This is a genomic window from Endozoicomonas sp. ALB115, assembly GCF_049310245.1.
GTDB lineage: Bacteria > Pseudomonadota > Gammaproteobacteria > Pseudomonadales > Endozoicomonadaceae > Endozoicomonas.
This window is the reverse complement of the sequence record NZ_JBLYZG010000027.1, coordinates 25665-50721: the sequence shown is the minus strand read 5'-3', so window position 1 is coordinate 50721 and position 25057 is coordinate 25665. Positions and strand designations below refer to the sequence as shown.

The following is a 25057-nucleotide window of genomic DNA, read 5'->3' as shown; positions in this document are numbered from 1 at the left end:
CTCAGTAGCGGGCACTGAACGCCTGAGGTAAATGCTCAATGATACGCTGATCACGGGTAATCAACGGGCAATCGCAAAAAATGGCATCAGCGGCAATCAGCCGGTCAAAAACGTCCCGAGTCCAGTGAATACCCATAGCCGATTGCACCAGTCCTGCGGTGGGCGTTTTTGAACAAACCATGCCCACATCACCATACAAATCCGCCACTATCTCGGCAGGGGTATAGGCAATCCGGCCAATCTCATGCAAATACTGAAGCTCCAGCCTGGCCAGTTCCGGCAAAACAATATCATGATGTTCAAGCTGCTCCTGAGCCTGCGGGGAAACCTTGCCCAAATCACCACTGTGCAGAAAGACCGCAATATGCGTATCAATCAAAACCATTATCTGGCTCCCACTGGTGGGTGATCGCTTCCTCAAGACCTTCTGCCGTATCAGGACCATCAGGCAGCAAGGTGTTGCGGACCTTAAGATTTCCAAGTTTTGATGAAGCTCTGGTGACAACATCCAGTTTTAGCAGAGTTCCCCCCCGTTCAATGGTTAATGGCTTACCACTGGCGATCACTTCATCGACAAGCTGATAGATATTCTTGCGAAGCTGAGTCAGGGTTACCCCCTGGTTACTCTGTTTTGGTTCTTGTTGCGTAGACATAACACAAAATCCTGAAGGTGTGTACGCTCATAAATATAGAGCGTACATCTCATAACCGCAAGACTACAGTTTTTTTGGACTTGCCTGAGCAGCGCAGGAGCTGTTGCCGCATAGGGCAACTCTCGGGCAGCTTCCCTGAACGATGTTGACATCACCGCATTGATAAAAGTTAACAATATTGCTAACCTGTGTTTATGAAACAAACGACGTGGCAAATCCACTTCTACAGTGACCGGGTTGCTAAGGACATGGGTAAACTGCCTTTTGCATGTTTTCCAGAAAAAACACAAAAGACTCCAAAGAGAGAGTTAGGGCTTGGCTACCAGCGAATGAGGGAGGTACAGCATGGCAAACTCAAGTTATAAAGCGTTTCGGGATAAAATGCTTGAACGTGATGATGTCCAAGCCGCCATGGCCGAAAAGGCAGAGTTCTTCGCGCTTCGTCGCGAACTGATCCGCATGCGGCAGGAGGCAGGGATGACCCAGGAAGAAATTGCCCAGGTAATAGGCACCCAGAAAACCAGCATCTGCCGTCTTGAAAGTGCCAACAGTAAAACCTTGCCCAGCCTGGGCATGTTGAAAAAATACGCCGAAGCGACCGGGCACAAACTGAACATCACCTTCTCACCCGCCTGAAACTATAGCCGACAGTATAAATGACCGGCAGGTGTCAAGAATCAGGGCTTGACTCCGCTTTTCTCGGTTTTCTCTGCAAAAAAAAGCCTCCCGAAAAGGGAGGCAACTCTGTACACACTCTATAAGCACTTTGCACACATAACCGTTAGCCTGAAATATTACTCCTCCTGCTAAAAGTCATACCGCAGCCGGGCGATAAACCCATCGGACTTGAAGTTATCCATCCAGTCATGGCTGTAGTTGAACGACAGCGTCATATTACTATCCAACTCCATATCCACCGAAGCGGCAAACTGGAAGCGGTTATCGTCACGCTTGGCACCGTGTACGACAAAGCTATCGCCTCCGGCAGCATAGTGAGCGGTCATGGTCACCGGGTCATCCTTAAAGTCGTGGAAGGCCATCAGTTTGAAGGCTGGCTGGAATACCATATCATCCATGTAGATATCGCCCATTAACTTAACCCCGACACCAAGCTCTAAAATAGAGTAATTGTCATTTTTAACATTGTCGTATGCCAGGTGATTAAGAGCAGCGGATTCTGAATAATCATCAGTCTCTATACGGTAGTAGTTAAAGGCACCGAGTGGTTGCCAGCTCCAGTCATCATCCATGGGCATGGTATAGCCAGCTGTCAGGCTGATGCCCCAGCTTTTGGTGTCATAGCTAGCCTTAACTGCATTACCAACGACGGAGCGCCGTGCGTCATTATCACCAGAGGAGTAGCTGAGCTGGCCATCCAGGAACATCTCATCCTGGGTAAAGGCACCGTACAGGCTGAAAATATGATTTTTGGAATCCATGCTGCCGCCAGAGCCTTTACCACTGATATCTGTTTTAGCGTAGGTATAGGCCAGCCCCACATCGGTCATATCATCCAGTTCGGTATCCACCCCCAAGGTAAAGCCATTGGTTTTGGCATCAAAGCCAAAAACACCGTCATGTTCATCCTGGGTGGCATCGTTATAGGCATACTGAATCCAGAACCCGCCGGACTCCATCATATCGCCACTGCTGATGCCGGTGCGGATGCTGGTAGTGCGGGTCTCAATGGCTTTACCGGACATTCGCTGTGCGCCCTGGGCGGCACTGACGGCACTGGCGGTGTTATCCGGGGTGAGCTGTCTGGCAAGTTGGGCAGCCTGGTCGGAGGTTTTGGCAAGAGGGACTACAAATGTGTTGAGTTTGTCATCGCCCACCGCCGCTTTTTTGTCAGCGGCAACTTTCAGGGCTCTGGCAGCAGACGCGGGTGCCCCACCGGCTGTCGCCAGTTTACTGACATGGTTGCCCATAGGTTCTCTGGCAACCTCCATACGCTTTTTATCTTTACTCAGCTTGGCGGTAAAGTGGTCATACTGCTCATTCTCAATAACCAGAGTAACGGCCCGGTTAATGGGTTTATTGGAGGTCATCAACAGCGTGTTATCTGTATCATTTACTTCGTTCAGCTGCGCAACCACCCGGGCATCAGGTTCAATGTCAATGCTGTCTGCATTGACCAGTGGATGAACGGGATCTGCATTGGCATCCATCTCCAAATCGCCAACCTGATGGTAACGGCCGCCCCCGACATTGACTTCTTTGTTGATTTTCAGTTTACCGCCTTTAACAATTTCCAGGTTTACCTTGCCCTGGATAGAGCCTTTTAACTCATCGGTACCGCTGATCATAATATCACTCACACCGGTGATATCGCCTTCTATCATACCGCCTGTTTGCTCAAGGGTTACTGTTGCGTTTTCGGATACCCCGGTGAAATCAATATTGCCCTTTATATTACCGCTGCTAGTTACTTTCAGTGTTTTAGATTCAGTTGGGTTAAAGGCAATCTTCAGCGATGATGGCGGCGCTACAGCATCAGCTTTTTTCGCCGCAACCTGAACATCTTTGCCAATCGTGCCAATCGTGCCAATGGCACCAACGCTAATTCCCTCCATAATATCAATGCTGGCCTTATCGCCTTCCATGGTAACCACTCCAGTTGCTGACCAGTCATTATCAGTAATTTTCAGATGATGAACTGCGTCGGCCGTTGCCAGTCTTGCACCCTTGGCCAGTTCCAGCGTATCGATACCTTGTGCTTTTAACGATACCTTGCGGCTCGGGGTATTTAACACCAGGCTTTGCTGCTTCACCGAATCGGTGGGTAATTCCTTACCTACCATGACTGATTTAAGGTTTACTGCCTTAATTTGGTCAGCATCAGTCACCAAACCCACCTGCCAATCATCGGATTTTATGTCAATATTGTTCACATTGGTGATAGCGCCAATCACCGCTGATTTATCTGATTTATCGATGGTCAGTTTTTCTATTAGCCCGGACTCATCTGCACTGATCTGAATTGGGTTATCAGACTTGGGGGCGTTAATATTTAAAGTCTTTGGCTGGCCTGGCTTTCCTGCATTAGCTCCTACCAAAGAAATACCACTAATAACTGCCTGGTTCCCTGATGCCGGCTTTTTGGCAGTGATGCTTTGCACGCCACTCATAGCTGAGAGCAGTTCCCAATCGTCAGCGCTGTTGACTTCAATATTGTTAATAACAGAAGCTGATACTGTTAGCTTTGTACCACCCAATATATGCAGTTGGTCGATTTTGCCAGCAGCAGCACCAGTCTTAGTGGTGGTAATCGCCAGCGCGTCAGACCTCACCTGCAAAGAACCGACAGGACTGTCTTTAATGGTACTTGGTACAACAGCGCTGGTATCGTTCACATAAAGGTGGTTGACGTTACCATCGGTGGTGAGTGCGCTGACTTTGTTGGCAAAGCCATTAACTTGCCAGCCAGCGGTATCGCCAACGGTGATTTTGTCAACTGCGGCGAGGCCAGGTTTTTTAACGCTGTCGCTTAAGTTGAGCTGGGTAGCACCGAGTATATGCAGGTGGTCGATTATACCTTGAGCCCCGACAGTATTAATATCAATCGCCGACTCGCCAGACATTACCTGCAAAGAACCGGCAGCGCTGTCTTTAATGGCACTTGGTATAACAGCATTGCCATCGTGGACATAAAGATTGTTAATGGTACTTTTGGTGTTGACTGCGCTGACTTTGCTGGCAAATCCGTTAACTTTCCAGCCAGTGGCATCGCCAACAGTGATCTTGTCCACCACGGCGGGGCCAGGTTTGTTCACACCATTGCTTAAGCTGAGCTCTGTAGCACCGAGTATCTGCAGGTGGTCGATTTTTCCGTTAGCGCCGCTGGCGGTATCGGTGGCAATTGCCAGTTTGTCAGACTTCACCTTCAGCGAACCGGCAGCGTTGTCTTGAACAGCACTTGAAGCCGCTGATTTACTGGTGACCGAAAGGTCTGAGATGGCAGTGGAGGTTTGCACAGTGGTTACCTCGGATAACCATTCCTTCGCTGACCAGCCAGTACCGGTGATGTTCAGTTGTTTGACACCGTTGGCAGTTCCCAGTTTTGCACCACTGGCCAGTTCCAGCGTATTGATCCCTTTTGCGGTTATCGATATTGGATGGCTCAGGGTATTTAACACCAGGTTCTGCTGATTCACCGGACCAGTTAAATCCTTACCCAACTTGACCAGGGTCAACTCATGGGTTGGTGCCTGAATGGTGCCAGCATCCGTCACCGAACCTGCCTGCCAATTAGCCTTCTCGGCAATGTGAATGGTGGTAGCTCCCTGCAGTTTCACTGCTGCCAGGCTGGCACCATCATTGATATTCAAAGTGTTAAGTTGGCCGTCTTTGGCCACCGTAACCGGCAGTGGCTGATTACTGGCAGTGGTTACATTCAGGGTCTGGCCTGATGCGTCATGGTTGGCTGACCCGGCAACATTCAGTGTGGTTAATACCCCTTTATCAAGGACATTGACACTATTCAGATTGCTGAACGTTCCAGATGCCTTCCAGTCCCCGGCACCGGCATCGTCCTCTCCACCGGCTATGGCCAGAGAGCTGATGCTGTCAATATCTCCCTCTAAAATACCACCACGGATTACTAACTGGTCATTTTTACTGCTGTTATTCTTGAGTTCGGTAACCAGACCTTTAGCAATTTCAAAGGTCGTGGTGGGGCGGTCAGTAGAGCTGAAGTCGATGGAGTAGTGCGTATCGTCGGCGGTTTTCAGATAAAACGCTGTCGGCATGCCAGTATCAAATGGAATGTTCAGTGCTTCACTGTCTTCAGACCCTTTTTTGACAGCTTTGATTGTGGAATACTGGTCAATAGACGACAATTCAAGCCTTTTCAGGTTAACAGGAACAGAGTCAGGCATATAGCCGTACTCAATGCCGATAAAGCCTGCAGGCATCTTCTTATTCTTATCATCAGAAAATCCTACACTTCCCGTAAATACAAGGGTATCTTGTTTTGCGGGGTTACCTTTTATGTTGTCAAACGTCATGCTCTCTGTTGGCGTAAACTTGAGACTGGGGCGCTCGCTGGAATGGGAAAAATCAATGCTGCTAATAGCTTTGCTGCCTGTAATGTGAAAGAAATCATCCGCCAGTTGGTCAAACGCTACGTTCAAGACACCCTTCGTCGAGCCAGAGCTGCCCCTGGAGGCGGGGCTACCGGGACCTTTTATGGTTATGGGGTTTGCCTTGACAGCATCATCAACAGTAATTCGAGAAGGGTTTTTTAACAAACCGACCTGCCAATCAGAATTAGGTGAATTGATCTTAATCTGTTTCACATTTGAGATAGTGCCAGCCGCGGCTGCATCACCGATGGTCAGAGTTTTTATTAGCCCGGACTCATCTGCGCTGATCTGAATGGAGTTGGGAGTATTAATATTTAAAGTCTTTGAAACGTTTTCTGGTGGCTTTGTCGCACCAGACCCTTGTAAAGTAATCGCACTAATAACTTCCTGGTTACCTGAATCCTCTCCTGATGCAGGCTTTTTGGCAGTGATGGATTTCATGCCACTCAGAGCTGAGAGCAATTTCCAATCGTCAGTGCTATTGACTTCAATATTGTTAATAACAAGATCTGTGCCTTTCAGCGTTGTACCACCCAATATATGCAACTTGTCAATTTTGCCGTCAGCGTCGCCGTTTTTATCAGTTTTGATATTCAGTTCGCCAGACTGCACCACCCGCAAAGAAGCAGTGTCTTCAATTGCACTCGCACTTAGCTTGTGGTCTTGGGTACCGACATAAAGATGCTTAATGGTACCTGTGGTTTCGACGTTACTAGCTTTGGCCAAACCCCTGACTTTCCAGCCATCGGTTTTGCCAACAATGATTTTATCAACCGAGGCGGGGCCGGGCTGGTCTTTCCCATCGCTGATATTGAGCTGTGCAGCACCGTGTATATGCAGGTTGTTGATTTTGCTCGCGGACTTATCGCTTGCATTTGCGACAATCGTCAGATTGTCAGATCCTGCCTTCAGTCGTCCGTCAGCTTTGTCAATGGCACTTAATTCTTTAGCTTTACTATCGTCGACGTGAAGATGTTCAATGGTGCTGGTGGCGGTAATTTTAGAGGCATTTTTTACCAAACCGGCCTGCCAATCAGTAGTAGCTGAATTTATTTCGATATTTTTCACATTGGAGATATCGCCAATCCCTGCTGCTTTACCGATGGTCAGTTTTTCTATTAGCCCGAGCTTATCTGCGGTGACCTGGGGAGAGGTTGCAGGGGACTTGGGAGCTACGATACTCAAAGTCTTTGCATCCTTAGTTAAATCTTTTGCATTGGCCCCCACCAAAGAAATAGCACTAATAACTGTTGGGACACTTGAAGCCCCTGATGCAGATGCAGGCATTTTGGCAGTGATTTTTTCAACGCCACTCAGATAAGGGAGCAGTTTCCAACTGTCAGCACTATTGACTTCTAAATTTTTAATAGCAACAGGGCCCGATCCTTGTAGCTCTGTGCCACCCAATATATGCAGATTGTCGATTTTGCCAGAACCGGTGGTAGCAATCTTCAGTGCGTCAGACCTGACCTGCAAAGAACCGACAGCACTTCTTTGATTGCCAACAGGTACATTAGCGCCGCTAACGTTGACAGAAAGATTGTTAACGGTGCTGTTAGTGACAGTAATTTCAGAGGCATTGTTTACCAAACCGACCTGCCAATCAGGATCAGCTGAAGCTGTAGCTATTTCGATATTTTTCACATTGGAGATATCGCCAATCCCTGCTTCTTTACCGATGGTCAGTTTTTCTATTAGCCCGAGCTTATCTGCAGTGATATTGGGGTGGTTTGTATCGGATTTGAGAGCTTTGATACTTAGAGTCTTTGCATCAGAATCATTTAAATTTGTTGCATCGGATCTCAAAGAAATAGCACTAATAAATGTTGGGACACTTGAAGCCCCTGATGCAGATGCAGGCATTTTGGCAGTGATGTTTTTAACGCCACTCAAAACAGGGAGCAGTTTCCAATCTTCAGCGCTATAGACTTGAATATTTTCAATAGCAGGGGCCGTTCCTGTTAGCTTTGTGGCACCCAATATATGCAGGTCGTTGATTTTGCCTTCAGCCCCGCTGGCGGTATCGGTAACAATCGCCAGCTGGTCAGACATTACCTGCAAAGAACCGACAGTGTTGTCTTTTTCTTTGTCTGTAATGGCACTTGGTACAGCAGCATTGCCTCGGACATAAAGATTGTTAATGGTACTGCGGGTGTTGACTGCGCTGACTCCTTTGGCCAGGCCGTTGACTTGCCAGCCAGCGGTATCGCCAACAGTGATTTGTTCAACTGCGGCGGGGCCAAATTCATTAACGCTGTCGCTTAAGTTTAGCTGTGTAGCGCCGAGTATATGCAGGTTCTCGATTTTGCTGTTAGGGTTTTTGGCGATGTCGGTAACAATCGCCAGTTTTTCAGAGATGACCTTGAGCGTATCACTCCCATTACTACCACCACTTGTCTCAGGGTTCTTATCATAAACATTAAGATTAATAATGCCGACGGTGTTGAGTTTGGTTACTCCGCTGGCAAAACCGTCAACATCCAAGTTATCGCCATCTGGTTTGCCAACTTCTTCGCCAACAATGATCTTGTCAACTGTGGCAAAGCCGGACTGATAATTTGCTTCGTCATCGCTTAGTGTGAGCTTGTTTTTAGCACTGAGTATGTGCAGGTTGCTGATTTTACCTTCGGCACCACCGCTTATATTGGTAGCGATTGTTAGACCGTCAGACTTAGATTTCACCCATAAAGAACCAGCAGCACTGACTGGCGTTTCGTTTTCGATGATATAGAGATTTTCAATGGTGCCAGTGGTTTTGACTACGCTTACATTTTCAGCCTTACCAGCGGTTGTCCAGGCAGCGGTAGGGCCAACATTGATTTGCCCGACCGAGGCGGAGCCAGAGGATGTTTCACCAAAGGTGAGCTGTTTAGCGCCCAGTATATGTAGGTGTTCTATTGTGCCAGGACTATTGGTGGTAATCTTCAGGTTTTCAGATCCTACCTTCAGCAAACCGGCAGCACTTTGAATACTGCTTAGTTCACTAGCCTCTTTATCATCGACGTAAAGTTTGCCAACGGTGCCGGTGGTGTTGACTTCGGTTACACCTTTAGCCACACCATCAACCTGCCAGCCAGCAGTGCCGCCAACAGTGATTGTGTCAACTGTAGCGGGGCCAGGCGACGAGCTGTTACCGTCGCTTAAGTTGAGATGTGTAGCATCGAGTATATGCAGATTTTTGACTTTGCTGTCAGCACCGCTGGCGGTATCGGTTTCAATCGCCAGAGTTTCAGATGCCATTTTAATTCTAAGGGTATCAGGATCAGCGCTCGTCACTAAGTCTGAATCTTTTTTACTGACATAAAGGTCTTCGATCGCGCTGTTGGTGTTCAACTTGTTTGCACCGGATACATGCCCCTGGGCTGTCCAGCCCGTGCCGGTGATATTGATAGTTTCAAAACCACTGATATTGTTCTTGATGCCGTCGCCAGTTTTTTTAATGTTCAGCTCATTGTCTTTCCCGGCATTGCCCTTTATATCCCCAGTAAACGTACCCTCATTGATATTAACGGTGACCTTTCCTGTTGCGGCTGATGCATCAATCGCCACGGGTGCAGAGGCATGTAATCCCTTAACAGTAGATCCCGTATTAAAGGTAGCGGTAGCTGCTCCAGTGATTTCTATAGCTGCTGCAGAGCTCTCTATGCTGCCGGAGTTTATCAGCGTGCCACCCTCAATTTTAATAGCTGCTTTAGAATTAGAACCCTTTACCGTGCTGGAGTTTGTCAGCTCGCCGCCCTCAATGACAACGCCGGTGGTATCGTCCGCACCCGAAAATGCATCAATCTCACCGCCACCACCTATGGTTAATTTGTCAGCTTTTAATCGTACGCCCGTAGCATCTTTAACTACACTCACCTTTCCTTCATTAGTAATTGTATTATTGCCAGTTTTACTGACAATACTTGCATCCCCTGTTCCCTCTACCTTGATAGTGGCATTAGACGGGATTGTCAGTGTGCCACCGGTCATTGAAATGTTGCATGCTGACTGACTGCTACCCCCATCGCAAGTATCTTTTATCGTGATTATCCCGGCTGGCACAGTTTTTTCTTCATTACCACTGATTGGTACCGCTTGTTTAGGAGGCCAATCGTCTAAACCATCGGCATACGAGCCATTACTGCCAACCCATCCAGCCAGCACCGAACTGATAGCCAGGACCAGGGCCTTTTTGCCTGATGTAATAGACATACGACTCATTGCTTACACCTCAAATACCGGGGAAAGTTTGCAAAGCGTTCAATCACGGTTTAAAAAACGAAAAATGAATGACGAATGACTTATGTAAAAACGACGATTAGCGAACAAATGGATGGTGCACGGTAGAAAGTTAAGTAAGAGAGTAGTGGATAAACTACCAATTATATATATTGTTTATTTCAGGTCTTTCCTGTTTTCATAGTTTCAGGTAATAATTAAAAATCAGCTCTTTTTCGCTGATAATGCCTGCCAGCTCCGCATTGCGGCCGGTTAGTTGTTTTTCGGGTCTAACTTTGCCTGTGTCCGGCTCTTCGGGCAGGGTTTTCAGAAAATTTTCAACCAGCCTGGATAAGCTTTGCTGCTGGCTTGCGCCATATATTTTGGCTTGTCTGATGACTTCAGGGGTAACGGTTAGCGTCAGTTTGCTCATAAGGAATTGTCTTTTAATAAGTTCCCGATTTCCGTTCACCCTGAGTGCTGAGCTTGTCGAAGTATCGAAGGGTCGTGCCACCGAACTTCGACAAGCTCTGTCCGAACGGAGTCAGGCAATGAAAATAGGGAAGTTATTTCCAGGCAACTCCTAAGGCAACGATGTCAGAGGCGGTATCATTCGCTTGGCCAACCCTGTATTGTCACTTGAAAACGACCTCGATTGTCATCAATTGCAATATGGCTTCCCTGCATATAAAGGCAATATTCACAATTTGTAAACAAATCAACCCTATGCTAAAGTTCACAATAAGTAAATTTTGAGACCACTATGCACGTTATCTCCAGGAAGCCGTTTCACGACGCGGCCAAGAAATACCCTAACAATGCAGCTGCCATTGATGCCGCTTATAAAGCATTGCGAAACGGTGACTTTAGCAGCCCGCAAGCATTGAAGGCCCTGTTTCCAAGCCTGGATAATTTTAAATACAAGGACAAGTGGTGGATTATTGATATTGGTGGTAATAACCTGCGACTCATTGCCTTTATCGAATTTAGAGATAACCGAATGTACGTGAAGCATATTGTCCCTCATTCAGAGTACGACAAGTTATGCAAAAAGTACCTAAAGGAGGCCGGTTCATGAGATACGCCAATTTAAAAGAAAAGGCAGTGGACTTTTTTGCAGAGGCTCGTTTCATCAGTCGCATCCACAATGAGTCTGAGTATGAGCAAGCTCTGGAATTAATGGATGAACTGATTGAAGATTATGACCGATACCTGCCATTGATTGAGGTGCTTTCTATCGCTATTGAAAAATGGGAAAAAGAATCCGCAGAGTTTTCTGAGTTTAACCGACGCATCGAAGCACTTGATGATGGTGTCGCTATTCTTCGGACTTTGATGGATCAGTACCACTTAAAGGCAGATGATCTTAAAACCGAATTAGGCAGTAAAAGCCTGGTATCGATGATCTTAAACGGCTCAAGAAACCTGACCAGAGATCATATTCAGGCTCTGTCCGAGCGATTCAAGATTTCACCGTCTGTGTTTTTTCATAAAACCTGAGCGGTTTCCACAAGGCGTTACGTCAAAGTACGCCTTAAATTGTTTCTGGCTCCGAGTGCGGTAACATCATTTTTACCTCCTTCTCGCGATCTTTGAGGACAAGATTGCTCAACTTTATCCCAGACTGACGAGGTTTGCGGGGGCAGATTTTGATTGTGACAGGCGAAGCCTGAGAATGTTTGTCTGGCGGTTAATCAAGGAATGTTTCAGCGCCAATCAGGGGAAGTAGCTTCAGGATCGCTTCTTTATAAACGGCTGCATCTACATGACCAACCCGTTCAGCCCGGCGATGCTGCCAGTCCAGGGTACGAATCAGCCCCGGAATAGCGAAGGATGGCTCTATATCCAGGCCGCAAATCTCCACATTGGCGGGCCGTTTTTTACCCCGGGAGCTGATGGGAATACAAATGGCCTGGCCAATGGCCTTGTTATAGAGGCGCGAAGAGAGCACCAGTGCCGGTCGGCGCTTGCCAATTTCGCCCCCCTTGCCCGGATGGAAATCAAGCAGGACAATGTCACCCCTCTCGGGTATGTAAACCCCGGAACTTGAGGAGGCCATCAAAAGTCCTCCTCACCTGGCCGTGTATCTTCCAGCCAGTCGCTGACTTTATTGTCTGCCAGGGTCTCCTTCAGGCTGGCGACCAGCTCCTGTTCTGAATAAGGGAGCGGACCGGCGGGCACCTTGCGGCGGATAAACAACCCATCGGCATGGATCTCAACCTCAACCCCCATACCTTCTTCAAAACCGGGAATATCCCGCATCGGTCCGCTGATCCGCAGGGCCAGGCCGTTGCCCCAGCGTTTGATGGTGGATTCTGTTCGCATTGTCCCTCCATATCTGCTGTGTAAATATACCAGTGTATACGATGTAGATACTTTGGCAAGGTAGAGGTTTCCCGGCAAATAGTAACTTTGCTGGGGGGGGGTGCGTTTTGGGGAGTGGATTTTAATAGGCGTTGGCTGTTGGCCGAAAGAGACAGGCTGCTTGTGCTTTTGCGGGGAGTGACCTTCACAAATTTCAGGTAAATGCAGAACTTGTTTCGTGGCAATTGCCAAGGGGGGGCGGAGTCACAGGGTTTACACCCTCGTTCCCATGCTCTGCGTGGGAACGAGTCCACAGGAGCATAACCATTCTTTCTATAGCCTCTGATTCTCAGAGACTATGGTAAAATCTGATTCCTTAATTGAGCTGCTGGCCTGCATCAGGCACCTGTTTTTTGTCGTTCATAGACTTCGACCCGGAGTTGCTCTCTGGCCTCAAAGAGCGACTCTTTGAGGGTTTCTATCTGCTCTTGCTGATCCTCCTGACTTAAACCTTCTGCTGACAGGATATGATTTCTCTGAACCAGGTACTGGTCGATCCGGGACTGCCAGACAGCCCGGTCTTTTTCCAGCTGCTCAAAACGCTCTGCTGCCTCGTAGCCAAACATCTCTATTTTGAGGGATCGAATTTCACTTTCGTCAGCTCCGGCCTGCTTTAAATCCGCTGTTCTGCGATGTAATTCATCAATGATCTGAACCTCCCTTCTGGCTTCGATCATTTCCTGTGGGGCACTTGCGTCAATCTGCTCAAGTTGATACTGCTTTTCCTGATCGCTGAGGGAGCCATCGTTCAATACGTTCATTTTGGCAAAGGTATATTGATCGTATCGTTCTTCCTTGCCATAGAAAGCTTCACGGACCTCTCTGGTCAAATAGATGGATTTCAGTCGGTCGATGTCTGAAAATTGCGCTTCTAGCAAAGAAAGATAGAGCGTTTTATCAAATTCGATACCATCCGCCGCTAATGCCTGAAGAGAGGGAGAGCGTTCCAGCTTCAACCGGTACAAGGCGAGTTTTAAGTCGATATAACTGTTCAGAATCGCCCTGGCCTCAGACAGTGCCGGTTCAGTCAGTGAGTTCGTCAGGTATTCATTGATTCTGCCAAGAATGGTTTCAATCGGTTCCTCTTCTACGGCAGAGAGAAAGTAGTCGAAGATCTGCCTGATATCACTGGCAATGATCAGGTGTCCATTATCGTCTACAGCCAGACGTCCCATAACCTTGGTGTCTTGAAGTGTATCGGGCAAGGTTCCGAAGCTGGACATATAAACCGCTGAACTATTTGATGATGTCTTTTCCAGAGCATTGGGTGAGGACTGGTCAGAGATAACAGGTTGGGCTGCCTCAGGCTGACTATCTGTTTCAGCGATTTGTTTATAGACGATTACGCCAATACAAAACAAGAAACAGATAAAACAGGATATTTTGAGTTGTCTGCGTCGTGATGCTTTCATGAATTATCTGCCTGTACCGTTTGGAGAAGACCTTTCATAGACCTTCTCCAACTGATGACACCTTGCTTTTATAAGCCTGCTGTTTTCAAGCGTACAGCGTGGTTTTCATAAAGGGTAACCGGATCGGTTTCAAAAAGATGGTGAATACCAAAAAGATGATTGATAGCATCCAAATGATTCAGGCTGTAATCAGTGCCAATGACTTTACCCCAGTGCTGACTGCATTGGCCGACCAGGCCATCATCATTGTTGCCGCTGATGCCTGTGCTGGTCAGCATCAGGAAGGCGTCTGAAATATCAAAAACGTTGGTTGCGGCATCATTGCCTCCCCAGGAGTAATAATGCACTCCATTCACTTCCTGGGCACCCTGGCCACAAGATGAGGATGGCATGCCGTCGGGAAACTTTTTGTTGAACTCTGCCGCACCGGCTGTCGTCAAGAATGTGATCGAGTCCAGGGCATCCTGCGGATTCTCAGGGTTGCCAGCAAGAAAGTCGGTTATTTGACCCATCAGCTCAAGAGCCTGAGCTATAAAAGCTTCTGTGTTCCCACCCATCGGAACCAGGCCCCGGGCCACATCGGCAAACTCCGAGCCAAAGTTGACGGCGTTTATGGTGGTTACAGAGGCTACTAGGTCAGGCCTGACACCCGCTGCGTAACGGATAGTGGGTCCACCAAGGCTGTGCCCTGTCAAATTGAATTTTTCGGCACCGGTGGCGGCTTGTAAATCTTCCAGATAGGTCACAAGCTGCTCTCCCCTGACATAGGCGTCTTCCCAGGCAGAGAGGTTGGGGCTGTAGACTTCGGCACCTCTCTCCTTGAGAGCATTGTGAACACCGTAAAAGTAATCAATGCCCAGAATGGAGTCGAACCCGGCCACACCATGCACCAGAACAATAGGGTATTTGGTTTTGTAGGCGTCACAGTCTTGCCAGAACATACAGGCTGCATTGGCCTGTGTGCTCAATAGAACGCTAAATGTCAGTGCTGTCCAGAGGATTTTTTTTATTATTGTGTCTGTCATGTCAATCTCAAATTTAGTTGTCATTGTATAATGGGCTAAACCTCTTATATCCCGTGAATATTAATGCCAAACTCAATCCTATTAATCAATAAGCCAATGACGAAATCATGCATTCTCTTTGGTTTTGAAAAGCATATTGTCTTTTTTATCAAGCGCTTGATCCAAGTTCTGAAATTCAAATTTTTGCGTTCTGTTTTTTGAGCGTTTTTCTTACATACATTATGTTTTTATTCGAACTGAACCGGTTGTCTGACGACAGGCTTTATATTGCCATAGAGTTTTACTATCGAAATGGTTGCGGGATTGTAAACACTTCGGCAAGGCAGAGGCTCCCCGGCAAACAGCAACATTGCCGGAAAGCAAAGCTTTTATTGTGCTTTTTGGACAGTGGATTTTAATAGGCACTGCCAACTGCCCACTGCGTCAGACTTTTTTTCTCTGCAATTGCTGCCCCACTCGCGCCAGTTGCTGCACAGGAATCGGCAACTGTTCCAGCTCCAGGCTATCCAGCAGGTTTTTTACTCCAAGCCCCAGCTCAGTGTCACCCTCAATCATCAGGCTGCGTTGAAAGAACAGGGTATCCGGGTCTTCCTGTCGGCCGGCCAGTTTCAGGAAAGATTTGCTGTCTCCCCGGAATTCAACATCAAAGTGTCGTGGGCCGGTAGCGGTCAGCTGACTGCCATCGAAACTGATAAAGAAGCTGATGTCGAGATCGGTAATATGGATTTTCAGGCAGCGATTTTCCAGAAAATCAAAATCGCCTTCTTCTATTGGCGTATGGAAGATGTGGTTGATGGCTTTGGTCAGCGGCTTGTTCACCATGGCTGATGGCAACAGCCTGACCGGCAGGCCCAGTAACTCAATACCTGGTTTTTTGAATCTCTCCCGCAGGTTAATACCGGGCAGAGGAGGTCTAATAGATGACAGCAGACTCAATGACAGCTCCTTCTCATATTGCTCACTTTTTCAAATTTCTCAATGGTGGCCCGGTCCAGCAAGTACAGCTCATCCAGTATGCGCAGTTGCAGGGAGCCAGGGCCGGGGCAATCCATACTGGCCAGTTCGCCGGCAATGCCAAGACAGGTAAGGCCGGATACGGCAGCAATCAGTGGTGTATCGCAGACCGCAAGAAATGCGCCGATGATGGCAGTTGCCGTACAACCGGTGCCGGTTACTCTGGCCATCATCGGGTGGCCATTATTGATTTTGTAGACGTCGTAGCCATCGGTCACATAATCGGTAGCACCGGTTACCGCGATAATCAGGTGATGTTCACGGGCCTTTTCCTGAATAAATTCCAGGGTAGACTCACTGCTACTGCTGCTGTCGACGCCTTTCCCCTCATTGGCACCGGTAAACAGGGCTTTGATCTCGGAGGCGTTGCCCCGTACGACGGATGGCTTGTTGGCCAGCAACTGTTTATTGCCTGTCAGCCGGAAGGGTGTTGCCCCGACACCGACCGGGTCGAGAATCCAGGGCTTTTCAAGTTGTAATGCCGTTTCTGTGGCCAGAAGCATACTTTGCAGACTGGAGCCGGTCAGCGTTCCAGTATTGATCAGCAGGCTGCCGGTAATGCTCACCATATCAGCGACTTCTTCAATGGCATGGGCCATGATCGGCGATGCACCAATGGCCAGCAGGGCATTGGCTGTGGTGTTGGTGACCACATCGTTGGTGATGTTGTGAACCAGCGGCTGCTTTTCTCTCACTTCTTTGAGTGAATGAATCATTTGTTCTTGCATAGGAAAGGCCTTTTTATCCATGCTCAATAATAATGATGTCTGGCGGACAGTGCATTGACACGTGTCACGGTCTTGTCTCCTGACAAATGATTTCAAGAGTAGATCATTTGTTATCAGGTTGGTTGTTGTTGGCAACTATTCCTGTTTAAAAGAGATATCTTGAAATTATATTCTGCAAATTATCTAAATATGGATTTATTGGCTATTGTTTTTTGTCGTATCTAGCTATATTTTTTACCGCCTGAATACTACCGTTTTAGTTCAGTTTTCTGCTTATCAGTTATCCCGTCAGATCTCAGTTTTTACCTATGGAAGGGGCTTCAGAACCTTCTCCTGAACAGACTGATGGATTCTATTTTATTTCAAAAGAATTGACCGGTTCTTCCTTCACAGAATCGGTGCAGGGATTTTTTTGTGCTTTTTCTGCCCGATCAGGGCTTTTTGTTTCAGGAGCGAGGGAGATGGTTTTTAATCGGGATATGTTGGCGGATACTTTTGCCATGATTACCTTTGGTATTGTGGTTGGCATGAGTGTTGAACTGCTGGCAGGGCTGAGTTTTGAACAGTCACTGCAATCCCGTCTGATGAGTGTTCCCGTTAACCTGTTAACGGCAAGAGCTTATGGACTTTACCGTGACTGGCTGATTCGTCGTGGCCGGTTTATCGGCAATGGGTTTATGCAAATGACGCTGCTGGATGCCCTGGCGTTTCTGTCGTTTCAGATTCCGCTGTATGCCTTGCTGTTATTGTCGACAGGTGTCAATCTGGAGCAGTTGCTGGTTGCCTGTGCAGGGCAGATAGGAGCGATGCTGATTATGGGGCGGCCATACGGAATCTATTTGCAGCTCTGTCGCAACTGGTTCAAGCCTGTCACAATTCCTGCTGTATAAAAATTCTTCAGTTTTTCATGAATAAAGCCCTGATTCGTAAGCGATTTTCGAATCAGGGCTTTTTATTTTCCTGTCCTGGCGTTATAGTTATTTTCCGAAATGAGTCGACATGGTTTTATGTATTTGTCGACGCACTCTGGCATTAATAATGCCTTAATAACATAACCTCCATGCACTCATGTCACCCATGAGTCCGGCCTGAACTTCTATTCAATTTGTGACGGCTGTTATGGGGGATAAGCTGTATCACGTATCGTCTGTATCTGTCGTAAGTCAAACTGCGCTGCCCTCTGTGGGGGGACCATTGTTATCCTATATACGACAGCGTATTTGCATCATGGCTTGCGAGTTTCAGAAGCTGAGGTTCACCTTCTGACGTTCGGGACTGAGCATTACAAGGGGGAAGCATGTCCTTACTGGAAGTAGAAGGGCTGCGCATTGAGTTTCCATCTCGTCATGGCACTGCTGTAGCTGTTAAAGGGGTTTCATTTACCCTCGAAAAGGGGGAGATACTGGGCCTTGTCGGTGAGTCCGGTGCCGGTAAATCCACCGTTGGCAATGCGGTCATTGACTTGCTGAGCCCTCCCGGTGTGGTGGCTGGTGGTAGTATCAAGCTGGATGGCCAGGCCATCAGTGGTCTCAGTGGCGAAGCCATTCGCCGGGTCCGTGGTCGTCGTATCGGGTTTATTTTCCAGGACCCAATGACGTCTCTTAACCCGCTTCTGACCATTGAAACCCAGATGGTGGAAACCATCATGGTCAATCTGGGGCTTGATAAAGCTGCGGCCTGTAAAAAGTCAATTGAACTGCTGACCTCGGTGGGCATTTCAGAGCCGGAAGTCCGTATCAGGCAATACCCCCACCAGTTTTCCGGCGGTATGCGACAGCGTGTAGTTATTGCCATTGCCCTGTCCGGCGACCCTGAGCTGATTATTGCCGATGAACCCACCACGGCGCTTGATGTCTCTATTCAGAATCAGATTCTCGAATTGATCCGCAAACTCTGTAAAGAGCGGGACGTTGGCTGCCTGCTGGTCACCCACGATATGGGGGTTATTGCCAATGTGACGGATCGTGTCGCTGTTATGTATATGGGTGACCTGGTGGAACTGGGTTCCACCGAACAGATTCTACGTCGCCCGGAACACCCTTATACCCAAAGCCTGATCAGTGCCGTGCCCAGAACAGATATTAAACTGCACCGCTTTCCCAGGGTTGAGTACATCGAAAAAGAACAGGGGCGTCATATTGATGTGAAGAATCACTGGCTGGGGCAGAAAGAGCAGCTTTCTGAATTGAATGCAGAGATAAGCGACCGTGCCCTGCTGACCGTGAAAGACGTTAACCTTCGTTTTGAAACCCAGTCTGCGTTCCTGAAAAAAAATCGCCGTTACGTTCAGGCATCCAACCAGGTGTCTTTTGAGGTGCGCGCCGGTGAAACCTTTGGTCTGGTGGGGGAGTCCGGTTCCGGTAAGTCAACGATTGCCCGGATTATCGCCGGTCTTTATCCACCAGACTCCGGATTGATTGAGTTTGCCGGTCAGGATATTACCCGGCTGACTGAAAAGCAGCGTAAGCCATTTCGCCGTCAGATTCAGATGGTGTTTCAAAATCCCTATTCCAGCATGAATGCTCGAATGACGGTGCAGGACATCATTGCCGAGCCCATTCGTTTTCATCAACTGGCCGAATCTGAACGTCAGATCAATAGTATCGTGGCGGATCTGCTGGATCACGTTGGCCTTGGTCGTGGGGCCGGGGTCAAGTATCCCCATGAATTTTCCGGCGGCCAGCGTCAGCGCATCTCCATTGCCAGGGCATTGGCAACCCGCCCGAGATTCCTGATCTGTGACGAGCCGACCTCGGCGTTGGACGTATCGGTACAGGCTCAGATTCTCAACCTGTTAAAAGACCTTCAGGAGGAGCTTGGCCTGACCATGCTGTTTATCAGCCACGATCTGCCGGTTATTCTGCAGATGTGTGACCGCATTGGTGTGATGAAGATGGGAACACTGGTTGAAGTGGGGGACACCGATCGGATTTTCAGTGATCCTCACCATGAGTACACCCGACATCTGATCAATATGATGCCAAGGGTTGAGCATCTGTCCCGCAGTGGGTTGGATATTGAAGCCAGTGTTGCTGCGCATTCTTAGGTATAGTTCTTGAGTAATTTTAAAAAGTGAAACACCTGTAATGGGGGAATGATGAAAAAAACCATGAAGCTCTCTATTAAGAGACCTATAAAAAGACTGGCCGGAGCCATTCTGGCAGCATCATTGGCGGTAGGGGCCCAGGCCGCTACTTTAAAAATGGCCTACGATTCCGATCCGGTATCTCTGGACCCGCATGAGCAGCTGTCCGGTGCCACGCTGCAGTTGTCGCACCTGGTATTTGATCCACTGGTTCGCTGGGATGACAACCTTCAGTTTGAGCCTCGTCTGGCAGAAAAGTGGCAGCGTATTGATGACAGGACCATGCGCTTTACCCTGCGTAAAGGCGTTAAATTCCACAGCGGTAATGCACTGACGTCTGCCGACGTTCAATGGACTTTTCAGCGACTGGCCAGCAGTCCGGATTTCAAAGCGGTGTTCGAGCCTTTTGCCGCCGTGAAGGTCATTGACGACCATACCTTTGATCTGGTGACCAAAGAGGCATTCCCCCTGGTATTGAACTCTGCCACCTATATCTTCCCGATGGACAGCAAGTTCTATGCAGGTCTGGATAGCACAGGTCAGGAGAAGTCGCTGCTGAAAAAGCACGGCGATACCTATGCCTCTAAAAATGCTTCTGGTACCGGGCCGTTTATTGTGACCGAGCGTGAGCAGGGCGTGCGTGTCGATTTCCAACGGTTTGCTGGTTACTGGGATAAGCAATCGCCGGGTAATGTGGATGAAATTGTGCTTACCCCCATTAAAGAAGGTCCAACCCGTGTAGCCGCTCTGCTGTCCGGTGATGTGGACTTTATCTTCCCTGTGCCGCCTAACGATCATGAGCGTATCAAGCGGTCTGGCAATACGGATCTGGTAACACTTGGTGGCACCCGTATCATCAGTTTCCAGTTGAACCAGGAGCGTGTTCCCGCGTTCAAAGACCAGCGTGTTCGTCAGGCCATTAATTATGCCATCAACAATGACGGCATCGTTAAGAAAATAATGAAAGGCTTTGCGACACCTGCCGGTCAGCAGGGGCCAAAAGGCTACGCCGGTTATGTTGATGATTTGCAGCCACGTTATGACCTGAAAAAGGCCAGGCAGCTGATGAAAGACGCCGGTTATGAAGATGGCTTCGCCATCACCATGATGGCTCCCAATAACCGTTATGTGAACGATGCCCGGATCGCTCAGGCGGTGGCTTCCATGCTGTCAAAAATTAACATTAAAGTGGATCTGAAAACCCTGCCAAAAGCGCAGTACTGGCCAGAGTTTGATGAGCGTTCTGCGGATATGATGATGATTGGCTGGCACTCCGATACGGAAGATTCCGCCAACTTTACCGAGTATCTCACAGCCTGTGCCGATTCGGTTTCCGGCTGGGGACAGTACAACTCCGGCAATTACTGCAATGAGGCAGTAGACGCGCTGGTTAAGAAGGCAGGTTCTGAAACCGATCCAACCGTACGGGCACAGATTCTGCAGGACGTTGAGCGTACCCTCTATGAGGAAGCAGCCTTTGTTCCCCTGCACTGGCAGAACCTTGCCTGGGGTGCCAGCAAGAACGTGGCCGCCAAAGACGTTGTTAACGTGATGAACTTCCCTTACCTGGGCGACCTGGTGATTAAGGAGTAATCCCTTGAACACCTTTATCTGAAGGACGACAGCAGTCATTTTACTTCCTGTGAAGTGACTGCGGTCAGCACCGGTTAGTTAGCCGGTGCATCGACTATTGGCATCGCAGGCTATGGGCATCGATATTTATGCTGTTATTTTTAATGCGTAGGCTTATGCAGGGGCTGATAGTGATGTTTGTCATCAGTATTATCAGCTTTTCCATACAGGACAATCTTGGGGATCCACTCCGGGAGCTGGTAGGGCAATCGGTGTCAGAAGCCGAACGTGAAAAGTTGCGTGACGAGATGGGGTTAAACGACCCGTTCCTCACTCAATACACAAGATTTATGGGTAACGCGTTACAGGGCGACCTGGGGGATTCTTATTTTTTTAAAGCACCAGCGCTGGACGTTATCCTGGCCAAAATGCCCGCCACCCTTGAGCTGGTGTTTGCCGCGAGTTTGATCATTATTCTGGTGTCTATTCCCGCTGGTGTGTATTGCGCCATCCGACCCAACAGCTGGTTTACCCGGTTAATTCTCGGGTTCAGTATTCTCGGCATTTCTGTCCCTGTCTTTCTGACCGCTATTTTCAGTATTTACCTGTTCTCTATTGAGCTGGGCTGGCTGCCATCTTATGGTCGGGGTGAGCTGGTGCCGGTTATCGGTGGCTGGGAGAGTGGCCTGTTTACCCGGGATGGCCTGTTGCATCTGATTCTGCCTGCCATCTCGCTGGCCAGCATTATGCTGCCACTGTTTATCCGACTGATTCGCTCTGAAATGTCAGAAGTGTTGCATACCGAGTACGTCAAGTTTGCCAAAGCGAAAGGGTTGAAAAAGGCTCGTATCTATTTCCTCCATGCCCTGAAGAACACCATGCTGCCGGTGATCACTGTTGGCGGTGTGCAGATAGGAACCATGGTCGCTTATACCATTCTTACGGAGACTGTCTTCCAATGGCCGGGCATGGGCTTTCTGTTTCTGGAAGCGGTCAACCGGGTGGATACGCCGCTGATTGTTGCTTACCTGATCGTTGTGGGTGCCATTTTTGTGGTGGTGAATACGCTGGTGGATCTGCTGTACGGCCTGATTAATCCCACCGTCAGACTGGCGAGGAGTGCCCAATGAGTGAAATGATGTCGAACGCGCCGGTCGATCAGGAATCTACTGCGGCCAATATAGCGCCAGGGCGCTGGGAGCGTTTCAGGAACTCCACCTTCTGGTACAGCTTCACCCGTGACAAGGTGGCCATGGTCTGTGCCCTGATTTTTGCGCTGTTGGTTGGGGCTGCGCTGTTGGCTCCGATCCTGGCACCCACCAATCCCTACGATCTTTCAACCATTGATATTATGGATTCGGAAATTGCCCCGGTGTGGTCAGCAGAGGGGGATGAACGTTTTCTGCTGGGCACCGACGACCAGGGTCGTGATCTGTTCAGCACCATTCTCTATGGTATGCGCATCTCATTGGCGATCGGTCTGTTTGCGGTGTTGCTGCAGGCTTTTCTGGGGATTGTTCTGGGCCTGACCGCCGGTTACTTTGGTGGTCGAATCGATAGTTTTCTGATGCGGGTTGCGGATATTCAGCTGTCGTTCTCTACCATGATGGTGGCGATTATCGTGCTGGCGGTTTTCCAGGCCTCTTTTGGTTCGGAACTCTACAGTAAGCTGGCCATGTTAATGCTGATACTGGTGATTGGTATTGCCGAATGGCCTCAATATGCCCGTACGGTTCGGGCATCGGTATTGGCAGAAAAGAAGAAGGAGTATGTGGAGGCGGCCAGGGTTATGGGCTTTGGTGCCGGGCGCATTATGTTTCGACATATCCTGCCAAACTCACTGTCGCCTATTCTGGTGATCTCGACGGTGCAGATTGCCAATGCGATTATCAGTGAGGCTGCGTTGTCGTTCCTGGGTCTTGGTATGCCGGTATCCCAGCCCTCTCTGGGGTCTCTGATCTCCAGTGGTTTTGAGTATATCTTCTCTGGCAGCTGGTGGATTACGGTTATTCCCGGGATTGTGCTGGTGGTGCTGGTGTTGGTGCTCAACCTTCTGGGGGACTGGCTCCGGGATGTGTTGAATCCAAAACTGTATAAGGGCTAGCACATCATTTCGATGAATTTGGTGTGTATAATCTCCGCTCACCCTGAGCGTCCTTCGACCCAGCTCAGGATGCACGGTCGAAGGGTGATTGGCACAGTATTCAGGGTATGGAGTTTACGCCTTTCGACTCCGCTCAAGACGAACGGAGTTTGGAGGTCAATAAAGGAACCCGTCAATGACTCCCAAACTCCGTTCGTCCCGGACGGAGTTGCAGGGCGACCATCTGAACAACTTCTATTCGCCGCTTTGTTGATCTGAGTTAACACTACCGACTTATAAGTTGGTTATTATCTACGCAAATATTGGTTTTATAATTACTCACGTATTTAGATATGTCCCGTATAGCGTTGTTGCACCAGGGGTGTGAAGGCCAGACCCGAAAAATTACCGAAAGAATCGGCTACTGCCTGGCCCAGGCTGGTCATGAGACGTTTGTCAGCTCTATTACTGATCTGAACGACGGCTTCTTACTTCGGTCTTATGATGGTGTTATTCTTGGTTGTTCGATTCGTTATGGCAAACACCATAAAGCGTGTTACCAGTTTATCAGGCAATACAGTGACCAGCTGGCAACCATTCCGGGTTACTTTTTTTCCGTCAATCTGACCGCCCGCAAGCCTGAACGACGGGACCCTCATAACAACCGTTACCTGCAGAAATTCCTGAAACAGAGTTCATGGACTCCGGACCGGGTGGAAGTGTTTGCCGGTGCTTTGCTGTATACCCGATATCGCTGGATTGATAAACAGATGATCCGCTTGATTATGAAGCTGACCGGGGGGCCTGTTGATGTTACCAGGAATACCGAGTTTACCGATTGGATGCGGGTTAAGGCATTTGCCGAACAGTTAAACCGGGACTTTCAGAAAATAAGCCGCCCAATGGCGGCTGAAGCTTATAAAAGTACCGTGATTGAAAACCTTCAGTTCCCGGAATGATTAAATCCAAAATGATGTCCTGAGGCTTTTATTCGTTAAATTTGGACAATTCCTGACTGAGTTGCTGTGTGAGCCATGGCTTCTCCGGCAGTGGTGCATCCAGACGGGGGGCATCCAGGGTTGCCGCATGATAGATGTCCCTTGGTAGATGAACCACGCTGAGAGCAAGAGCTATGGCAGCAGATGCCAGAGTGGCAACTGCGCCAATGCCAAGCCCGAGAACGGCACCGGTACGGATGCCTGCCTCTTTGCCAACATAGGCACCAGCGGCAACAATATAGGGGTTAAAAGAAAAAGTCAGCAAGTCTAATATCTGAGGAATCAGAGCCACAGTAAATCCTGCTGTAGCACCGACTGCCGCACCGGCACCCATGCCCAAAAACATGCCTGCGGAGCCACTGAACATCATGGCCGTTAAGATTCGGTTTCTGACCGCCTTGAATGGATAAACCAGCCGGTCTTTTAAACTTGGCTTTGCCAAAAAGTCAGTGCCCGACATACTTTTCTGGGTAGCTGAAGTAGTTGATGGCTTTGTGGTCTTCCTTTGCCCGAAGCGCCCTCCGTTGATCATGTCAGTTTGGAAGTCAGTAAGAAAGGTGGTCTTTTGTTGATTGCCAGTAGTAGCAGTTCCAGTTCCAAACATAGATACACTCCATTATCCGTAGTTTCTTCAATACAATCCGGTGTATTGGGCGTTTTGTTCAAGTTATGGGAGTAATTTATATCGAGCTGAGCCAAAAGTTCATAACACTGTGTTTAGTATTACTGACAATACTGCTGATTCTTATTTTTGCAATGGTAGGGGGTATATAACTTATTGATATTAATATCTTATCTCTCTAAAAATAAGTTATTGCCATTTAAGGCTGTTTTGTTAT

General features: G+C 48.5%; 20 protein-coding genes and 1 pseudogene. 9 read left to right on the top strand and 12 right to left on the bottom strand.

The window, feature by feature from the left end:
* Position 1 precedes the first annotated feature (1 nt).
* Positions 2-385 carry a type II toxin-antitoxin system VapC family toxin gene (locus ACO6VE_RS13330; RefSeq protein WP_422445895.1) on the bottom strand — a complete coding sequence of 128 codons (384 nt, stop codon included), beginning with the start codon at positions 383-385 and terminating at the stop codon, positions 2-4.
* On the bottom strand, positions 372-653 hold the full coding sequence (locus ACO6VE_RS13325; protein ID WP_422445893.1) for a hypothetical protein: 282 nt from the start codon (positions 651-653) through the stop codon (positions 372-374). The genes ACO6VE_RS13330 and ACO6VE_RS13325 overlap by 14 nt, the downstream gene beginning before the upstream one ends.
* Before the next feature lie 345 nt (positions 654-998).
* Between ACO6VE_RS13325 and ACO6VE_RS13320 the strand changes: the two genes are divergently transcribed.
* Positions 999-1289 carry a helix-turn-helix domain-containing protein gene (locus ACO6VE_RS13320; RefSeq protein ID WP_422461699.1) on the top strand — a complete coding sequence of 97 codons (291 nt, stop codon included), beginning with the start codon at positions 999-1001 and terminating at the stop codon, positions 1287-1289.
* A gap of 170 nt (positions 1290-1459) precedes the next feature.
* Here the strand turns inward: ACO6VE_RS13320 and ACO6VE_RS13315 are convergent, their stop codons facing one another.
* Positions 1460-9940: an autotransporter domain-containing protein gene (locus tag ACO6VE_RS13315; protein ID WP_422461697.1), complete on the bottom strand. Its 8481-nt coding sequence runs from the start codon at positions 9938-9940 to the stop codon at positions 1460-1462.
* A 196-nt stretch (positions 9941-10136) separates the two neighbouring features.
* Positions 10137-10370: a DUF6364 family protein gene (locus tag ACO6VE_RS13310; RefSeq protein ID WP_422445885.1), complete on the bottom strand. Its 234-nt coding sequence runs from the start codon at positions 10368-10370 to the stop codon at positions 10137-10139.
* A 330-nt stretch (positions 10371-10700) separates the two neighbouring features.
* Between ACO6VE_RS13310 and ACO6VE_RS13305 the strand changes: the two genes are divergently transcribed.
* Together ACO6VE_RS13305 and ACO6VE_RS13300 are read left to right on the top strand one after the other, a co-directional pair.
* Positions 10701-11015: a type II toxin-antitoxin system HigB family toxin gene (locus tag ACO6VE_RS13305; protein WP_422445884.1), complete on the top strand. Its 315-nt coding sequence runs from the start codon at positions 10701-10703 to the stop codon at positions 11013-11015.
* The gene (locus ACO6VE_RS13300) at positions 11012-11437 is read left to right on the top strand and encodes a helix-turn-helix domain-containing protein (protein ID WP_422461695.1); all 426 of its coding nucleotides are present in this window, start codon (positions 11012-11014) and stop codon (positions 11435-11437) included. Before ACO6VE_RS13305 ends, ACO6VE_RS13300 begins: the two co-directional genes overlap by 4 nt.
* 190 nt (positions 11438-11627) lie before the next feature.
* On the opposite strand, the gene ACO6VE_RS13295 is transcribed toward ACO6VE_RS13300, so the two are convergent.
* From ACO6VE_RS13295 to thiM, 7 genes and pseudogenes are all read right to left on the bottom strand, one after another.
* Positions 11628-11996, bottom strand: coding sequence for a type II toxin-antitoxin system PemK/MazF family toxin (locus ACO6VE_RS13295; protein ID WP_422445880.1), 369 nt, complete (start codon positions 11994-11996; stop codon positions 11628-11630).
* A complete protein-coding gene (locus ACO6VE_RS13290; protein ID WP_422445878.1) occupies positions 11996-12262 on the bottom strand; it encodes a hypothetical protein in 267 nt (88 codons plus the stop codon). The genes ACO6VE_RS13295 and ACO6VE_RS13290 overlap by 1 nt, the downstream gene beginning before the upstream one ends.
* 377 nt (positions 12263-12639) lie before the next feature.
* On the bottom strand, positions 12640-13713 hold the full coding sequence (locus ACO6VE_RS13285; RefSeq protein WP_422445876.1) for a lipase secretion chaperone: 1074 nt from the start codon (positions 13711-13713) through the stop codon (positions 12640-12642).
* A gap of 68 nt (positions 13714-13781) precedes the next feature.
* Positions 13782-14738 (bottom strand): esterase/lipase family protein, encoded by a 957-nt coding sequence (locus ACO6VE_RS13280; protein ID WP_422445874.1) that lies wholly within the window; start codon positions 14736-14738, stop codon positions 13782-13784.
* 44 nt (positions 14739-14782) lie between these two features.
* Positions 14783-14953 (bottom strand): annotated as a pseudogene (locus tag ACO6VE_RS13275) (IS1 family transposase); the annotation flags it as partial.
* A gap of 208 nt (positions 14954-15161) precedes the next feature.
* The gene (gene ubiT / locus ACO6VE_RS13270) at positions 15162-15674 is read right to left on the bottom strand and encodes a ubiquinone anaerobic biosynthesis accessory factor UbiT (RefSeq protein ID WP_422445872.1); all 513 of its coding nucleotides are present in this window, start codon (positions 15672-15674) and stop codon (positions 15162-15164) included.
* Positions 15671-16480, bottom strand: a complete 810-nt coding sequence (gene thiM / locus ACO6VE_RS13265) for a hydroxyethylthiazole kinase (RefSeq protein WP_269676328.1) — start codon at positions 16478-16480, stop codon at positions 15671-15673. Before thiM ends, ubiT begins: the two co-directional genes overlap by 4 nt.
* Before the next feature lie 461 nt (positions 16481-16941).
* On the opposite strand from thiM, the gene alaE reads away from it, so the two are divergent.
* The 6 genes from alaE to hemG all read left to right on the top strand — a co-directional run bounded on the left by alaE (position 16942) and on the right by hemG (position 24179).
* Positions 16942-17370 (top strand): L-alanine exporter AlaE, encoded by a 429-nt coding sequence (gene alaE / locus ACO6VE_RS13260; protein WP_163369906.1) that lies wholly within the window; start codon positions 16942-16944, stop codon positions 17368-17370.
* A 407-nt stretch (positions 17371-17777) separates the two neighbouring features.
* Positions 17778-19526: a dipeptide ABC transporter ATP-binding protein gene (locus tag ACO6VE_RS13255; protein ID WP_422461693.1), complete on the top strand. Its 1749-nt coding sequence runs from the start codon at positions 17778-17780 to the stop codon at positions 19524-19526.
* Positions 19527-19589: 63 nt separating this feature from the next.
* Positions 19590-21158, top strand: coding sequence for an ABC transporter substrate-binding protein (locus ACO6VE_RS13250; RefSeq protein ID WP_422461691.1), 1569 nt, complete (start codon positions 19590-19592; stop codon positions 21156-21158).
* Between the two features lie 128 nt (positions 21159-21286).
* Positions 21287-22267 (top strand): ABC transporter permease, encoded by a 981-nt coding sequence (locus ACO6VE_RS13245; protein ID WP_422445864.1) that lies wholly within the window; start codon positions 21287-21289, stop codon positions 22265-22267.
* Between the two features lie 5 nt (positions 22268-22272).
* Positions 22273-23241: an ABC transporter permease gene (locus tag ACO6VE_RS13240; protein ID WP_422446157.1), complete on the top strand. Its 969-nt coding sequence runs from the start codon at positions 22273-22275 to the stop codon at positions 23239-23241.
* 332 nt (positions 23242-23573) lie between these two features.
* Entirely contained in the window at positions 23574-24179 is a 606-nt protein-coding gene (gene hemG / locus ACO6VE_RS13235; protein ID WP_422445862.1) for a menaquinone-dependent protoporphyrinogen IX dehydrogenase, read from the top strand.
* A gap of 28 nt (positions 24180-24207) precedes the next feature.
* Here the strand turns inward: hemG and ACO6VE_RS13230 are convergent, their stop codons facing one another.
* Positions 24208-24822, bottom strand: coding sequence for a hypothetical protein (locus tag ACO6VE_RS13230; RefSeq protein WP_422461689.1), 615 nt, complete (start codon positions 24820-24822; stop codon positions 24208-24210).
* Positions 24823-25057 lie beyond the last annotated feature (235 nt).

Bases quoted from the DNA above. Each gene is read 5' to 3' on its own strand.
- ACO6VE_RS13330 (WP_422445895.1), bottom strand. From the start codon at position 385: ATGGTTTTGATTGATACGCATATTGCGGTCTTTCTGCACAGTGGTGAT.
- ACO6VE_RS13325 (WP_422445893.1), bottom strand. From the start codon at position 653: ATGTCTACGCAACAAGAACCAAAACAGAGTAACCAGGGGGTAACCCTG.
- ACO6VE_RS13320 (WP_422461699.1), top strand. From the start codon at position 999: ATGGCAAACTCAAGTTATAAAGCGTTTCGGGATAAAATGCTTGAACGT.
- ACO6VE_RS13315 (WP_422461697.1), bottom strand. From the start codon at position 9,940: ATGAGTCGTATGTCTATTACATCAGGCAAAAAGGCCCTGGTCCTGGCT.
- ACO6VE_RS13310 (WP_422445885.1), bottom strand. From the start codon at position 10,370: ATGAGCAAACTGACGCTAACCGTTACCCCTGAAGTCATCAGACAAGCC.
- ACO6VE_RS13305 (WP_422445884.1), top strand. From the start codon at position 10,701: ATGCACGTTATCTCCAGGAAGCCGTTTCACGACGCGGCCAAGAAATAC.
- ACO6VE_RS13300 (WP_422461695.1), top strand. From the start codon at position 11,012: ATGAGATACGCCAATTTAAAAGAAAAGGCAGTGGACTTTTTTGCAGAG.
- ACO6VE_RS13295 (WP_422445880.1), bottom strand. From the start codon at position 11,996: ATGGCCTCCTCAAGTTCCGGGGTTTACATACCCGAGAGGGGTGACATT.
- ACO6VE_RS13290 (WP_422445878.1), bottom strand. From the start codon at position 12,262: ATGCGAACAGAATCCACCATCAAACGCTGGGGCAACGGCCTGGCCCTG.
- ACO6VE_RS13285 (WP_422445876.1), bottom strand. From the start codon at position 13,713: ATGAAAGCATCACGACGCAGACAACTCAAAATATCCTGTTTTATCTGT.
- ACO6VE_RS13280 (WP_422445874.1), bottom strand. From the start codon at position 14,738: ATGACAGACACAATAATAAAAAAAATCCTCTGGACAGCACTGACATTT.
- thiM (WP_269676328.1), bottom strand. From the start codon at position 16,480: ATGCAAGAACAAATGATTCATTCACTCAAAGAAGTGAGAGAAAAGCAG.
- alaE (WP_163369906.1), top strand. From the start codon at position 16,942: ATGGTTTTTAATCGGGATATGTTGGCGGATACTTTTGCCATGATTACC.
- ACO6VE_RS13255 (WP_422461693.1), top strand. From the start codon at position 17,778: ATGTCCTTACTGGAAGTAGAAGGGCTGCGCATTGAGTTTCCATCTCGT.
- ACO6VE_RS13250 (WP_422461691.1), top strand. From the start codon at position 19,590: ATGAAGCTCTCTATTAAGAGACCTATAAAAAGACTGGCCGGAGCCATT.
- ACO6VE_RS13245 (WP_422445864.1), top strand. From the start codon at position 21,287: ATGCTGTTATTTTTAATGCGTAGGCTTATGCAGGGGCTGATAGTGATG.
- ACO6VE_RS13240 (WP_422446157.1), top strand. From the start codon at position 22,273: ATGATGTCGAACGCGCCGGTCGATCAGGAATCTACTGCGGCCAATATA.
- hemG (WP_422445862.1), top strand. From the start codon at position 23,574: ATGTCCCGTATAGCGTTGTTGCACCAGGGGTGTGAAGGCCAGACCCGA.
- ACO6VE_RS13230 (WP_422461689.1), bottom strand. From the start codon at position 24,822: ATGTTTGGAACTGGAACTGCTACTACTGGCAATCAACAAAAGACCACC.